The 14,462-nt window shown below is 62.5% G+C and carries 12 protein-coding genes and 1 pseudogene; 1 reads left to right on the top strand and 12 read right to left on the bottom strand.

What is annotated here, in order from left to right; all coding sequences use genetic code 11:
- Window positions 1-154 precede the first annotated feature (154 nt).
- The 12 genes and pseudogenes from FJ957_RS00385 to FJ957_RS32505 all read right to left on the bottom strand — a co-directional run.
- The gene (locus FJ957_RS00385; RefSeq protein WP_140827305.1) at window positions 155-1,219 is read right to left on the bottom strand and encodes an ABC transporter ATP-binding protein; all 1,065 of its coding nucleotides are present in this window, start codon (window positions 1,217-1,219) and stop codon (window positions 155-157) included.
- Window positions 1,220-1,234: 15 nt separating this feature from the next.
- Window positions 1,235-2,026 carry an ABC transporter permease gene (locus tag FJ957_RS00380; RefSeq protein ID WP_140827303.1) on the bottom strand — a complete coding sequence of 264 codons (792 nt, stop codon included), beginning with the start codon at window positions 2,024-2,026 and terminating at the stop codon, window positions 1,235-1,237.
- Complete coding sequence (locus tag FJ957_RS00375; RefSeq protein ID WP_246674334.1) at window positions 2,023-2,817, bottom strand: ABC transporter permease subunit; 795 nt, start codon at window positions 2,815-2,817, stop codon at window positions 2,023-2,025. The genes FJ957_RS00380 and FJ957_RS00375 overlap by 4 nt, the downstream gene beginning before the upstream one ends.
- A gap of 187 nt (window positions 2,818-3,004) precedes the next feature.
- Window positions 3,005-4,111 carry an ABC transporter substrate-binding protein gene (locus FJ957_RS00370; protein ID WP_140827300.1) on the bottom strand — a complete coding sequence of 369 codons (1,107 nt, stop codon included), beginning with the start codon at window positions 4,109-4,111 and terminating at the stop codon, window positions 3,005-3,007.
- Between the two features lie 245 nt (window positions 4,112-4,356).
- On the bottom strand, window positions 4,357-5,529 hold the full coding sequence (locus FJ957_RS00365; protein ID WP_140651450.1) for an iron-containing alcohol dehydrogenase: 1,173 nt from the start codon (window positions 5,527-5,529) through the stop codon (window positions 4,357-4,359).
- A gap of 18 nt (window positions 5,530-5,547) precedes the next feature.
- The gene (locus FJ957_RS00360; protein WP_140827298.1) at window positions 5,548-6,936 is read right to left on the bottom strand and encodes an aldehyde dehydrogenase family protein; all 1,389 of its coding nucleotides are present in this window, start codon (window positions 6,934-6,936) and stop codon (window positions 5,548-5,550) included.
- A 21-nt stretch (window positions 6,937-6,957) separates the two neighbouring features.
- Window positions 6,958-7,374, bottom strand: coding sequence for a type II toxin-antitoxin system VapC family toxin (locus FJ957_RS00355; protein WP_140827296.1), 417 nt, complete (start codon window positions 7,372-7,374; stop codon window positions 6,958-6,960).
- Window positions 7,364-7,774 (bottom strand): hypothetical protein, encoded by a 411-nt coding sequence (locus FJ957_RS00350; RefSeq protein WP_140827295.1) that lies wholly within the window; start codon window positions 7,772-7,774, stop codon window positions 7,364-7,366. Before FJ957_RS00350 ends, FJ957_RS00355 begins: the two co-directional genes overlap by 11 nt.
- Before the next feature lie 69 nt (window positions 7,775-7,843).
- The gene (locus FJ957_RS00345) at window positions 7,844-9,214 is read right to left on the bottom strand and encodes a glutamine synthetase family protein (protein ID WP_140827293.1); all 1,371 of its coding nucleotides are present in this window, start codon (window positions 9,212-9,214) and stop codon (window positions 7,844-7,846) included.
- A gap of 84 nt (window positions 9,215-9,298) precedes the next feature.
- Window positions 9,299-10,855 (bottom strand): amino acid permease, encoded by a 1,557-nt coding sequence (locus FJ957_RS00340; RefSeq protein WP_140642353.1) that lies wholly within the window; start codon window positions 10,853-10,855, stop codon window positions 9,299-9,301.
- Between the two features lie 89 nt (window positions 10,856-10,944).
- Entirely contained in the window at window positions 10,945-12,534 is a 1,590-nt protein-coding gene (locus tag FJ957_RS32105; RefSeq protein WP_348642542.1) for an amino acid permease, read from the bottom strand.
- A gap of 96 nt (window positions 12,535-12,630) precedes the next feature.
- Window positions 12,631-13,323: pseudogene (locus FJ957_RS32505) on the bottom strand (N-formylglutamate amidohydrolase); the annotation flags it as partial.
- A 146-nt stretch (window positions 13,324-13,469) separates the two neighbouring features.
- On the opposite strand from FJ957_RS32505, the gene FJ957_RS00325 reads away from it, so the two are divergent.
- Window positions 13,470-14,291: a MurR/RpiR family transcriptional regulator gene (locus FJ957_RS00325; RefSeq protein ID WP_140827292.1), complete on the top strand. Its 822-nt coding sequence runs from the start codon at window positions 13,470-13,472 to the stop codon at window positions 14,289-14,291.
- Window positions 14,292-14,462: the final 171 nt, after the last annotated feature.

Below are 14,462 nucleotides of genomic sequence, written 5' to 3'. Positions count from 1 at the left end.
CACGAAGCTTGGCAGTACCCTGAAGCAGGATACTGTTGATTTATCCGACAAGGCCTGTGGTACCCGGCAGGCCGCGCCCCGGCCGATCGACGGGTTACCCCTCGGCCGGCGCAAAGGCTTCGCCTGTCTTATCGGCGTCAAGACGGCCAGGCCGTCAGTGCAGAACCAGCATATCGCCCGACGAGAACGAAATATCCGCCTTGTCGCCAACGATCGGCGGCGGCGTCGTCGAGTTGTTGAAGGTGTCGAGCGACACCGTGTTGCCGCCGATGCCGACGCGCACCCGGATGACCGAGCCGAGGAAATGCACTTCGGCGATCTCGCCCGAAAGGCTGGTGTCGTGCCCGGGCTGGCGTGCCAGCGAAATCGCTTCCGGCCGCAGCGCCAGCGACAGCATATCGCCGGACTTCGAGCCATTGAGCTTGCCCTTGAGCGAGACTTCCTGGGCGTTGACCTGCACCTTGCCCGTCGAGGCGTCGGTGACCTTGCCTTCGAGCACGTTGAGCGTGCCGACGAAATTGGCGACGAACTTGGTTGCCGGCCGGTTGTAGATCTCGAACGGCGTGCCGACCTGCTCGGCCTTGCCGCCATACATCACCGCGATGCGGTCCGAGATCGACAGCGCCTCCTCTTGGTCATGCGTGACGAAGATAGTGGTGATGTCGAGCTTCTTCTGGATCGATCGGATTTCCTCGCGCAGCGACACGCGCACCTTGGCGTCGAGAGCCGACAGCGGCTCGTCGAGCAAAAGCAGTTTGGGTTTCGGAGCAATTGCCCGCGCGAGCGCGATACGCTGCTGCTGGCCGCCGGACAGCTGATAGGGATAGCGATCGGCCATCTGCGGCAGCTTGATCATGTCGAGCATCTCTGCAACGCGCTTGTCCGCGTCAGGCTTCGACATGCCAGCCACCTTCAGACCGAAGGCGATGTTCTGCGCCACCGTCAGGTTCGGGAACAGCGCGTAGGCCTGGAACACCATGCCGACATTGCGCTGATTGGGCTTCAGCCTGGTGATGTCCTTGCCGGCGACGACGATCTTGCCGGCCGAGGGCTCTTCGAAGCCGGCGACCATGCGCAGCACAGTGGTTTTGCCGCAGCCGGATGGCCCCAGGAAGGAGACGAACTCGCCGGGCTCTACGTCGAGGCTGAAATCCTGCACCACGGTGTTGGCGCCGTAGGACTTTCGCACATGCTGGATGGACAGGAATGGCTCGGCCATGGCTTTTCTCTCAGGTCAATTCGGACGGCTCGCCGATTTCGGCGCGAAACGGGACAGGATCTGGATCAGCGACATGCAGCCCCAGGTAATGGCGAAGGCGATGATGGCAAGTGCCGCCGGCTCGTAGGCGCGGTTGGCGCCGATGTTCTGCAGATAGGGGCCGAAGGCCGGACGGTTCAGCAGGCTGGCTATCGTGAACTCGCCGATGACGATGGCGAAGGTCAGGAAGGCGCCCGACAGAACGGCGATCAGTACATTGGGAAGAATGACCCGGGTAATGATCGTGGCCCAACCGGCGCCGAGGATTTGGGCGGCTTCCGTCAGCGTTCTGACATCGATGGTACGAAGACCGGTGTCGACGGCGCGGTACATATAGGGCAACGCCAGCGTCGCATAGCCGATCACCAGCAGGGCGCTGGCGCCGAGATCGCTGGCCAGGAACGGCAGCGGCGAATTCGAGCCGTACATACGGATATAGCCGAACACGATGACGATCGCCGGAATGACCAGCGGCAGCAGCGTGATGAATTCGACGATCGGCCTGATTTGAGGCAAACGGAGACGAATCCAATAGGCGGCCGGCACCACGATCAGCACGCCGAGAATGATGGTGAAGATCGCGGCGACCACCGAATACAGGAACGTCGCCTGGAAGCGCGGATCGCCGAGCACGACTTGATAGGCGTCGAAGGAATGGACGCCGCGCCGCATGCGCAGCGAAAACTCGAACGTCGCCAGCAGCGGGATGAAGAAATAGGCCGTGCCGATTCCGAAGACGACCCAGGCCCAGAATTTGCCCGACTTCATTTCAGCCACCTCTCGGAACGGGTCCGGAACCAGATGTAGAAGACATTCGCCAGTCCGGTGATGACGATCATGCCGAAGGCGATCGCGTAGCCGAGCTGCGGGTTGTGCAGCACATCGCCGTTGATCTGCGAATAGAGCTTGATGGGAACGATGTTGAGCTGCGGGCCGGCGAACGCATAGGCCGTTGCGATGGCGCCGAAGGCGTTGGCGAACAGAAGGATGACGGTGCCTAGGAAGCTCGGAAACAGCACCGGTATCACCACCATGCGCCAGTACTGCCACTGGGTGGCGCCAAGCGTAGCGGCGGCCTCGTTCCATTCCTTCTTCAAACCGTCGATCGCCGGCACGATGATGACCACCATCAGCGGGATCTGGAAGAAGAGATAGACCACGATCAGGCCCCACGTGGTCAGGAAATTGAACCCCAACGCGTAGATGTTGAGGTTGAATATGTCGCGCAGCAGCACCGTCACGATGCCGACGCGGCCGAGCGTTGCGATGAACGCAAAGGCAAGTGGCAAGCCGGCAAAATTGGAGGCGACGCCCGAGAAGGTCAGCGTCGCGGAGCGAACCCAGCTGGGCAGGCCGCCGCGCACGATGGCCACGGCGATCGCCAGTCCGGCAAATGCGCCGACGATGGCCGACCAGAAGCTGATCTTGATCGAAACCCAATAGGAATTGCTGATTGAAGGATCGCTGACCAACTGCAGGATGTTGTCGAGCGTGAACCCGCCTTCCCCGGTCTGAAACGCGCCGATGACGAGATAAAGCGTCGGCATGATCAGGAACATCAGTGTGAAGACGAAGAATGGGGCCACACCGATCCATTGCGTCGGCAGGCGGAAGGCGGTCGCCTCGTTCGGCGGCGCAGACTTGGTGGCAACAGACTGATTTGAAAGCGATAGATCGGTCATGCGCCCGGCACCGTTTTCGAGGGAAAGCCGGGCGGCCAAGTGGCCGCCCGGTGGTCTTCAAGTCTTACTTGACGTTGGCGCCGACGGTGGCGTCCCAGTTCTTGCTGATGGCTTCCTTGGCCTTGCCCTGCTCGTCGAGCGTCGGGAAAGCCGCCGAGGCATAGGCCTCAGCCGGCGGCAGCTTGGCCAGCACGTCAGCCGGGATCTTGCCGTTCTTGGCGAGATCGTTGAAACGGATCGGGTGGCAGTAGCCCTTCAGCCAGCCGATCTGGCCTTCGTCGGAATAGAGGTATTCCATCCACAGCTTCGCGGCATTCGGATGCGGCGCGTAAGCGCTGATCGCCTGCACATAGACGCCGGCGACGACGCCGGTCTTCGGCACGATCACGTCGACGGGCGGGTTGCCCTTCAGCGTGTCGCGGCCGGCAAGCGCGTTGTAGTCCCAGTTGATCAGGATCGGCGTCTGGCCCTGGGCCAGCGTCGCCGGCTTGCCGACGACCGGAACGAAGTTGCCGGCGGCATTGAGCTTCTTGAAGAAGTCGAGACCAGCGGTGCCGGCGGCTTCACCAGCGGCGGCTCCCGACGACAGACCGGAGGCATAGACCGCCTGGATGGCCTGGTTCGAAGCACGCGGATCACCGGCGAGCGCGACCGAATTGGCGAATTCCGGCTTCAGCAGGTCGGCCCAGTCGGCCGGCGATTCCTTGACCAGGTCCTTGTTCACCATGAACGACAGCACGCCGTAATAGTCGCCGTACCAGGCGCCATCGGCATCCTTGGCGCTGTCCGGAATCGAGTCCCAGGTCGACACCTTGTAAGGCATCAGCAGGCCGTCGGCCTTGGCGGTCGGGCCGAACGACAGGCCGACGTCGATGACGTCGGGCGCCTGCGGGCCCTTGTTGTCCTTGTTGGCCTTGATCGCCTCGACCTCGTCGCCCGAGCCGGCGTCCGGGTTGAGTTCGTTGATCTTGATTTCCGGATACTTAGCCTTGAAAGCGTCGATCACTGCCCCGTAGCCACACCAGTCATGCGGAAGCGCGATGGTGGTGAGCTGGCCTTCAGCCTTCGCGGCCTTGACGAGATCGTCCAGCGAATCCGCAGACGAAATCACCGTCGACGCGAAGAGCGCCGCAGCCGAGAGGGAAAGCACTTTCCCCGTGAACTTGAACATGTGTTCTCTCCGTTGAACTGGCGCTGTTGGGCGCCTGCGATGCGGGTATCGTTTTCGTGTGACAGCCAGATGAAGGCTTTTTGAAACCCGAGCCCCGCGGCCAAAAAAGTTAACTCTTTTTAACGGACTGTAGCAATTAGCCCGCGCTTAATTTTCCGGCTAATGGTTAGCCGCCTTGCCTTTTGCCCTCTCCCTCCGCTCTGGCACGCCCCTTGATTCAACTCTTCGGCATTGAAAGCCGGCTCTTAGACGGAGCCGGCGATCGCATTTTCGAGCAGCGTCAGGGCCGCTTTCTTGGTGAGCTTGACCGGATTGCCGCCGGCGGTCGGGTCGACCACCGCCATGTCGGCGATCAGCGCCTTGCGCTTCTTGTCCATGTCGAGGCCCTTGATCAGGCCGGGGAGCGCGTGTGGCACCTTCAATTCCTTGCGCAATTTGATGATCGCCTTGGCGAAGCCGTCGAAGCCGCCCTTGATGCCGCAATAGGCGGCGAGCCGGGCGATGCGCTCCTCGATGCTCTCCCTGTTGAAGGCGAGCACATAGGGCATGAACACGGCATTGGTCATGCCGTGATGGGTGTCATAGAGCGCGCCGATCGGATGCGACAGCGAATGGATAGCGCCGAGCCCTTTCTGGAAGGCCGCGGCCCCCATGGCGGCGGCGCTCATCATATGGGCGCGGGCGACCAGATCCTTGCCGTTGGCGAAGGCCTTGGGCAGGTTCTCGAACACCAGCCGGATGCCTTCCACCGCGATGCCGTCGGCCATCGGGTGATAGCCCGGCGCGCAATAGGCCTCGAGGCAATGGGCCAGCGCGTCCATGCCCGTGCCGGCGGTGATGAAGGCCGGCATGCCGACCGACAGCTCCGGATCGGCAATGACGATCGCCGGCAGAAGCTTCGGATGGAAGATGACCTTCTTGGTGTGGGTCGCCTCATTGGTGATGACGCCGGCGCGGCCGACCTCGGAGCCGGTTCCCGCCGTGGTCGGCACGGCGATGATCGGCGCGATCGCGTCCGAGTTGGCCCTGGTCCACCAGTCGCCGACGTCCTCGAAATCCCATACGGGCCGAGTCTGCCCGGCCTGGAAGGCGATCAGCTTGCCAAGGTCGAGCGCCGAGCCGCCGCCGAAGGCGATCACGCCGTCATGCTTGCCTTTCTTGAACACGGCGATGCCGGCGGTGAGGTTGGACTCGACCGGGTTCGGCTTCACCTCTGAAAACACGCCATAGGGAACCTTGGCGTCGTCGAGGATTTTCAGCGTCGAGGCGACAACCGGGAGCTTTGCCAGGCCCGGGTCGGTGACGAAGAGCGGGCGCTTGATACCCGCCGCAGCCAGTACGTCTGGCAGTTCCTTGATGCGGCCGGCGCCGAAGCGGACGGTGGTGGGATAGTTCCATTTGGAGATGAGCTTGGACATGTCTTGTCTTTCAAAAAGTCAGATCGCTTCACGCAGGTGATAGGATTTCGGCCGGGTCAGATTGTCGTAGCCGATGGCCGAAAGCGCCGCCCCCTTGCCGGTGTCCTTGACGCCGGTCCAGACCAGCGCCGGGTCGAGGTAGTCGCAGCGGTTCATGAACACGGTGCCGGTTTCGACACGGTCGCCGATGGCAATTGCGCGCTCCGCGTCGCGCGTCCAGATCGAGGCGGTCAGCCCATAGGGGCTGTCGTTCATCAGCGCGATCGCCTCCTCGTCGTTGCGCACCTTCATGATGCCGACGATCGGCCCGAAGCTCTCCTCGCGCATGACGCTCATCTGGTGATCGACGTCGGTCAGCACTTCCGGTGCCAGATAGGGCGAGCCCGGCTTGTCGTTCTCGACCTTCATGTCGATATGCGCCCTGGCGCCCTTGCGCAGCGCTTCTGCCTTCTGCTCGCGGATCAGGTCGGCGAAGCGCGCCTGCGCCATCGGCCCCATCGTGGTCGCCTGGTCCAGCGGATTGCCGACGACATAGTTCCTGGTCTCGGCGACAAAACCCTCGACGAACTCGTCATAGACCTTCTCATGCACATAGACGCGCTCGATGCCGCAGCAGCACTGGCCTGAATTGTAGAAGGCGCCGTCGACAAGATTGGCGACGGCATGGTCCATCTTGGCGTCGGGCAGCACATAGGCCGGGTCCTTGCCGCCGAGTTCGAGGCCGAGCGTCATGAAGGTGCCGGCGGCCGCCTTCTCGATGGCGCGGCCGCCGCCGACGGAGCCGGTGAAATTGACATGGTCGATCTTGCCCGAGCCGAGCAGCTTCTCGGTCTGGGCGTGGTTCATGACCAGGTTCTGGAACAGTCCCTTCGGCAGGCCGGCCTTGTCGAAGGCTTGGCTGAAGCGTTCGCCGACCAGCAGCGTCTGCGCGGCATGCTTGAGGATGACGGCGCTTCCGGCCATCAGCGCCGGCACGATGGTGTTGACGGCGGTCAGATAGGGATAGTTCCACGGTGCGATCACCAGCACGACGCCGAGCGGCACCTTCTTCACATAGCGGCGGAAGCCGTCCTTCGTATTGGAGGCAAGCACCGGCTTCAGCGCGGCTTCGGCGATCTCGACCATGTAGTTGGTGCGTTCCTTGACGCCGCCGAACTCGCCGCCATACCGCACCGGCCGGCCCATCTGCCAGGCGATCTCGGGCACGATCTCGTCGGTCATCGCAACCAGGGCTTCCAGCATCGCCAACATGTATTTGCCGCGCTCGACGACCGGCGTCTCGGCCCACTTCTCCTGCGCCGCCCTGGCGCGCTCGACGGCCGCGTTGATCGCCTGGTCGCTCGCGACCGGCCGCTCGGCATAGATCGAGCCATCGATGGGGGATTTGAGTTTTACGGTTTCCAACAAGACGTCTCCAATTGCTTGTTCTCAGCAGGCGATGGCCCGGATATGACCTTGCGCTGCATAGGCCAGAATGGCCCTGTCACGCGTTACGATTGTCAGATCGCGCTCCCGCGCGGTGGCTATCAGAATTCGATCCATCGGATCGTTGTGAACGACGCCTGGCAGGTAGGAGGCCGCAATGAGAATGCGCGGCGTCACCTCTTCCACCGTGACGGCCGCCGCGTTGACGAACTCGTCGAACCAGCGATCGGGTGTCTTCGTCGACGGTAACCTGCCCTTCGATACGAGCATGCCCATCTCCCATGCCGTCATGACTGATACATTCAGCCTGCCGGACTGAGGAGCCTTGCTGATAGCCCTTGTCGCCGTCTCGGCAATCGGTGCGTCCTGCGAAATCCAGATGACCGCGCAGGTGTCCAACAGAAGGTTCTCAGTCTTCATAAAGCTTGCCCCAATCCGGGTCGGCAGGCTCCGTCAGATCGACATCAGGCATGATCGTAAGCGTCCCCTTCATGCAGCCGAAGATCGGGTGTCTTGACGGTGTTCCACTGATTTCGGCTTGAGCCGATTCACCAAACCCCTCTGAGCCACTCGAACCTGCCTGGGTGCGCCGAAACACCAGATTTTCGCCGCCAATATTGACCGACTCCGTCTGGAACCCCGCGGCCAGCCATTCTTTTGTCATCGGATTGTTGCTGGGGTTGTTGCTCCACCAAGCCGGATACTGCTTGGACGCCGGCAGCTTTTCGCCAAGCAGCTTCTCGATGTCGCTGAACGACATCGGAACCCGCTCACCGGCTTGAGCCATGAGGTACGAACGCAAAGGCGAATACTTTCCCATTTCACGCTCCTGAACTTAACTGGCCGAAATTACAGCTTTAGTTACGTTCAGTCAACACGGATTACAGCTTCAATACCTCTCAAAGCCCCTGTGCAGCTCCCAATCCGTGATGCGGCGGTCGTATTCGAACTGCTCCCAGCGGGCGGTGTGCACATAGTGCTCGATCACGTCGTCGCCGAAGGCCTGCTTCAGCATCTTCGACTTGGCCAGCGTCTCGGTCGCGTCGCGCAAAGTCTTCGGAATCTCGGGCAGGCGCGAGGCCTGATAGGCGTCGCCGACGAACGGCTTCTGCAGCTCCAGCTTCTCATCGATGCCGGCAAGGCCGGACGCGATCAGCGCCGCGAAGGCGAGATAGGGATTCAGATCGGCGCCGCCGATGCGGCATTCCATGCGGATGCCCTTGGTGCCCTCGCCGCACAGCCGGAAGCCGGCGGTGCGGTTGTCCTCGCTCCACATGATCTTGGTCGGCGCGAAGGTGCCGGCCTGGAAGCGCTTGTAGGAATTGATGTACGGCGCCAGGAACCAAGTGAATTCCTTGGCGTATTTGAGTTGCCCGGCCGCCCATTGCTGGCCGAGGCTCGACAGCGTCCAATCGGCCTTCTTGTCGAAGAACAGCGGCGTCTTGCCATCGGCGCTCCACAGCGAATTGTGGATGTGGCTGGAATTGCCGGCGAGGCCGTAATTGTATTTGGCCATGAAGGAGATGGCCTTGCCCTCGGAATCGGCGATCTCCTTGGCGCCGTTCTTCAGGATGACGTGGCGGTCGGCCATGTCGAGCGCTTCGGCATAACGCACATTGATCTCTTCCTGGCCCGGACCCCACTCGCCCTTGGAATTCTCGATCGGAATGCCCGCCGCTTCCATCTCGTTGCGAAGCCGGCGCATGACGCCTTCTTCCTTGCTGGTGATGCCGATCTGGTAGTCGCCGATATAGGGCGAGGCGCTGTCGAGTCCCTGCCAGTGCTTCTTGCGCGCGGAATCGTAGGTTTCGCTGAACAGGTAGAATTCGAGCTCGGAGGCGAAATAGCCGATATAGCCGCGCTCCTGCAGTCGCTTGACCTGCTTCTTCAAGATCGCGCGGGGTGAGTGCCCAAGGTCGTCATGCGTGTGGTGGTCGAGCACGTCGCAGATGACCAGCGCCGTCTTCTCCAGCCACGGAATGCGCCGCAGCGTCGACAGGTCCGGCTTCATGACGAAGTCGCCGTAGCCCTTCGACCAGCTCGCCGCCTTGTAGCCCGGCACCGGTTCCATATCGATGTCGCAGGCCAAGAGATAGTTGCAGCCATGCGTCTCGCCATGCGCGGAATCGACGAAATACTGGGCCAGGAAGCGTTTTCCCGAGAGCCGGCCCTGCATATCGACGATGCAGGCCAGCACCGTGTCGATCTCGCCGTTCGAGACCGCTTTCTTCAACTGATCGAACGAGAAATTCCCGGCCATTCCTTTGGCACTCCAGCGCTTGTCGATTGAGGGGAAACAAAACCATGGCCGGCGTTGCGCCGGCCATGGCCATGAGGCGAAGTATCAGTGGCCGGTCTCGCCGACCGCCTGTTCGGCCGCCTTGATCGCTGCCTGGCGCGCCGCGATGATGTCGCCAAGCGGCGGACCCTGGAAGCGGTTGCGCTCGAAGGCGAACCAGACGATCGCCGTCAGGATGAAGAAACCGACGGTGATATAGAGCGCCCAGTCGTTCGGCGGCTGGATGCCGATGACGAAGATCAGGATCATCGACAGGATCGAGAGAACGCCGAACAGCATGAAGACGGCGCGCCCCATGTTCCACGGGCCCATCTTGTCCCACTTCGGCGTTCCCCAGGCCATCATGCCGAGCACGATAGGCACGATGAAGGACAAAAACAGGAAGATGACCGTGCAGGATACAACGATCGTATAGGCCGAGGTGCCGGCGACCGAAACAAGGGTCGAACCCCACACGAACAGCACCGACAGGATCGAGGCCGTCCAGATCGCCGCCACCGGCGTGCGATAGGTCGGGCTGACCTTGGCAAGCGCTGCCGAGCCCGGCAGGCCGCCGTCACGCGAGAAGGCGAAGATCATGCGCGAGGCCGAGGTGACGGTGGCAAGACCGCACAGCAGCTGCGCGATGAACACGACGAGGTAGACGAACTCCTTGAGGCCGGGGCTGACGCGCTGGTCGAAAGCCCAGAAGAACACGTTCCAGCCCTGCTTGGCGGCGTCGTCCATGTTCGGGATCATCAGCACGAAGGCGGCCAGGAACAGGTAGCCGAACAGCGCCGACCAGACGACCGACATCACCATCGCGCGCGGCACCGAAGAGGCTGCCTTGATGGTCTCTTCCGACGTATGCGCCGAGGCGTCGTAGCCGGTGATCGTGTAGATCGGCAGCAGGAGGCCGAGCGCGAACACCCAGGCGTTCGAAACCGATGGCCACACACCGCCGCCGGCGTCGCCGGAGTAGTTATGGAAGGTGAAGAGGCGGCTGAAATCCCAGGTCTCGGCCGAAAGCAGGCAGACCACTGCGATCAGGATCGAGCCGAAGAAGATGAGATATCCCGAGAAATCGGTCAGTTTCGCTGTCAGCTTGATGCCGAGATGGTTGATCAGCGCCTGGGCGCCGGTGATGACGACCAAGAAGATCATCTGGTTGGTCAGCGTGCCCTCGATGCCGAGCGCCGGTCCGAAGGCGCCGATGAAGAACGTCCAGGTGCCGACATTGATGGCGCCCAGCACGGTGATCAGGCCGAGCAGGTTGAGCCAGGCCGTGACCCAGCCGGTGCCGCGATTGCCGAGGATCGAGCCCCAGTGGTAGAGGCCGCCGGCCGTCGGATAGGCCGAGCTGATCTGCGACATGGCAACCGCGAAGGTGAGCGACACGAAGCAGCCGACCAGCCAGCCGATGCCGATGCCGATGCCGCCGGCGCCCGACGTGGCCTGGGCCAGCGAATTGATGCCGCCCGACAGGATGCAGATGATCGAGAACGAAACCGCGAAATTCGAGAAGCGGCTGAGCCGCCGCTCCAGTTCCTGGGCATAGCCCATGCTGTGGAGGGCTTTCACGTCCTCCGCCTTGTCGACGTCTGTATAACCCGGTGTCGTCATGTTGGAATTCCCCTATGGTTCTTGGCTGGCCGGTCCTGCACCTCGATGCCCGATCGGCCTGAGCCGACCGGGCGATATTGCGTTTGCCGTTAGCTCGCCGTCTGGCCGACTGCTTTTTCCGCGGCCGCGATCTCCGCCGCGCGACGAGCAATGTCGGCACCGACCGGCGGTCCCTTGAAACGCCGCGATTCGATACCAAACCACAAAACCACCAGCAGAATGATCAATCCGATGGCGTAGTTGATCAGAATGTCGAAGGGCGGCTGGATGCCGGCATACATCAGCACCAGAACCCCGAGCACGGTGACGATGGCGAAAGGCTTTGACCAGACGCCGAGACGGAACGGGCCGAACTCCGTCCAAGTCTTGCCTTCCGCAAGCAGGCCTGCCGCCACCGGCATGGCATAGGAGACGTAAAGGAAGAGAGCGCAGCCTGCTGCCAACGCTGCGAAGGCCGGCGAATAGAGCGTGGCCGCGATCGAGAGCACGACGCCAAGCCAGATGGCCGGGACGGGCGTGCGCCAGGTCGGCGAAACCTGCTTCCACAAAGACGACCCCGGCAGGCCTCCGTCACGCGAAAAGGCGAAGATCATACGCGAGGTCGACGTGAGCCCGGCCAGCGCGCACAGATAATTCGCCAGCACGATGCAGATGCCGAGCAGATCCTTCAGCCAGGTTGGCGCCGGCAGGTTGTTGAAGAGGTTGAACCAGGCATTGCCGCCGTCCTTTGCGGTCGCCACGAGATCGGGGCTCGCGAGGACGAAGGAGACCGCCATGACGAAGCCGAAGACGAGAGACCACAGAACCGCGTGTATCATGCCCCTGGGCACTGCGGTGCGAGCATTGTGCGTCTCCTCGGCGGTGTGCGCCGAGGCGTCAAAGCCGGTGATCGTATAAAGCGGGTAAAGCAGGCCGATCAGGAAGGCCACCAGCGCCGTGCGGGCCGTCGGAACATAGCCGCCGCCGGCATCGCCGGTCGTGTTGACGAAAGTCGTCAACCGCGAAAGATCGAAGCCATGCGCGCCCCAGATCAGGAAGGTCAGCGTCAGCACGACCGCGACAACGAGGATGAGGTATCCTGAAAAGTCGGTCAACATCGTCGTCGTCTTGATGCCGAGATGGTTGAACAGGCCTTGGGTGACGGTGATGATGACAACCGCCGTCGTCTGCTGCCAGAAACCCCAGGTCGATGTGTCCAGGCCAAGGATCGGTCCCGCAACGAGCCCGGAAAACAACAGGTAAACGCCGACATTCACCGAAGCGACGACGAAGATCAGGCCGAGCAGGTTGATCCAGGCCGTTGCCCAGCCCCAGCCGCGCCCGCCCAAGATCGACGACCAATGGTAAAGCCCGCCGGCGGTAGGATAGGCCGAACCGATCTGGCCGAGCGAAGCCGCGACCACAAGGGCGAACAGGCCGCCTATAACCCAGCCGATGGTCGCCTCGAAACCGCTGCCGGTGCCCATCGCCAGCGGGAACGACGTGATGCCGCCGGCCAGAATGCAAATGATCGAGAAGGAAATGGCGAAGTTGGAGAAGCCGCTCATGCGGCGGGCCAATTCCTGGGCATAGCCCATGCTGTGAAGGATTTTTACGTCCTCCGATTTCTCTGCGTGATCTGTTGTCATGTTGGAGTTCCCCTGTCGTTCTTGGCTGGCCGTTCCTACTGACTTTCCCATTGCGCGCGGTCGGAAGCCCCTGGCCTCGTCGGGCTCCAGATTCGAGAATATGCCTGTGAGCAGATCCGCCCATTTCCGCTGCCCGGCATCGCCGGCGATTTCGTCGTTGCGGATTTCGATCATCGCGCAGGCAAGGCCGCGCGAACGCGCGTGCCGTTCCAGCGTGAAATAGACGCGGTCGGCCGGTGAATAGGGTTCGTTGACGCCGACCGTGACGCCGGAGAGCCGCTGCAGCGCCGATATCAGCGGCGCCGCCAGGCGGCGATCCTCGTCGTGGATGATGCCGATATGCCATGGCCGGCTCTTGCCCTTGTAGATCGGCGTGAAGGAGTGCACCGACACCAGCCGTGTCTCCTGGCCGCGCGCCAGCCGCTCGTCGATGATCCGGGCGATCGTGTCGTGGAACGGGCGCCAGGCAAGATCGATCCGCGCGGCGCGCTGCTTGTCGGACAGGCCCGAATTACCGGGAATGGCCGTCGTCTCGCTGACCGGCGGAACGAGGTCCGGCGCGTCCAGCGGCCGGTTGCAATCGATGACGAGCCGCGACACACGGGTCTCGATCAAGGTCGCGTCGAGCGCTTCGGCCATGCAGTGTGCGACGGGAAGCGCGCCCGGGTCCCAGGCGATATGGCGCGAAAGGTCCGCGGCCGGCAGGCCGAGCGTTCCGAACTCGGCGGGAAGGACGTTGGAGGCGTGGTCGCAGGTGAAGACGAAGGGGCTGGATCCGGCAGGGTTGGTCACCCTTACGGTTTCAGACGGTGCAAGGCTGACAGGCCGTGCTTTCTCCATGCTGCCGTCCCCTGGGGGAGCGCTGTATCGTATGTTACGTATTTTGTCTCATTGCGTCCCTATGAATGATTTCATACAGTTTAACCGGCTTTGTCAAACGCGAATTCGGGAAAACGGCGGCGGGCGGCCAACAGGCGGGGGAAAACATGATTTCCAGCATTGCCGAACTGATCTCGGACCGGATCGGGACGATGCCGGCCGGCGAGCGCCGCGCCGCCCAGACGCTGATTCACTATCCTTTGACCGGACTGAAGACGGTCGCCGAATTCTCGGCCGCGGCCGGCGTGTCCTCGCCGACGATCTTGCGCTTCGTCGCCAGGCTCGGCTTCCAGAACTATCCTGAATTCCAGTCGGCGCTGCAGGATGAATTGGCGGCGCAATTGCAGTCGCCCGCTTCGCGCACGCTCGATCCAAGCTCGGCCGGCGGCGCCGTCTCGCCGATGCTCGAGGCAACGCTCGACAACATGCGCGAGACCTTCCGGCACCTCACCGACAGACAGCTTGCCGACATAGCCGCACGGCTTGCCGAGCGGCGCGGCAAGACCTTCCTCATCGGCGGCCGCTTCACCGATCCGCTGGCCCGCTACATGGCCGCCCATCTCGCCATCATCCAGCCGGATGTCTATCACCTCGCCGGCCAGGAGAGCATCTGGCGCGACCGCCTGATCGACATGGGCAAGCGAGACGTCCTGGTGATCTTCGACATCCGCCGCTACCAGGAAAGTCTCGTCCGCTTTGCCGAGAAGGCGCATCACCGCGGCGTGCAGATCATTCTCTTCACCGACCAGTGGCTGTCGCCGATCGCCCGCTTCGCCCGCCACGTGATCGCCGGACGTACCGCCGTGCCGTCGGCCTGGGATTCCTCCGCCGCCCTGTTCGTGGTCGCCGAAACCCTCATCGGCGCCGTGACCAGGCAATTGGAAGCGGCTGGCGCCAAGCGCATCCGCGATCTGGAGAGCTTGCGCTAGCGAGGCGGAAACCGGTTGCCGGTTGCCAAATGCGGCAAACGCAAGAGTCCGAACCGCGTCCGGACCTCACGTTACCGAGATTTAATGTGCACGATTGCGTGATAATTGCCATAAACCGCTGATATTGGGGTTTGGCGTGGCCGGTTTTCGCCCCCAGCCCGTATCGTCGAA

Source organism: Mesorhizobium sp. B2-4-6, from assembly GCF_006442775.1.
Lineage (GTDB): Bacteria > Pseudomonadota > Alphaproteobacteria > Rhizobiales > Rhizobiaceae > Mesorhizobium.
Note: the sequence above shows the minus strand (reverse complement) of the source record. Positions and strands in the feature narration are given on the sequence as shown.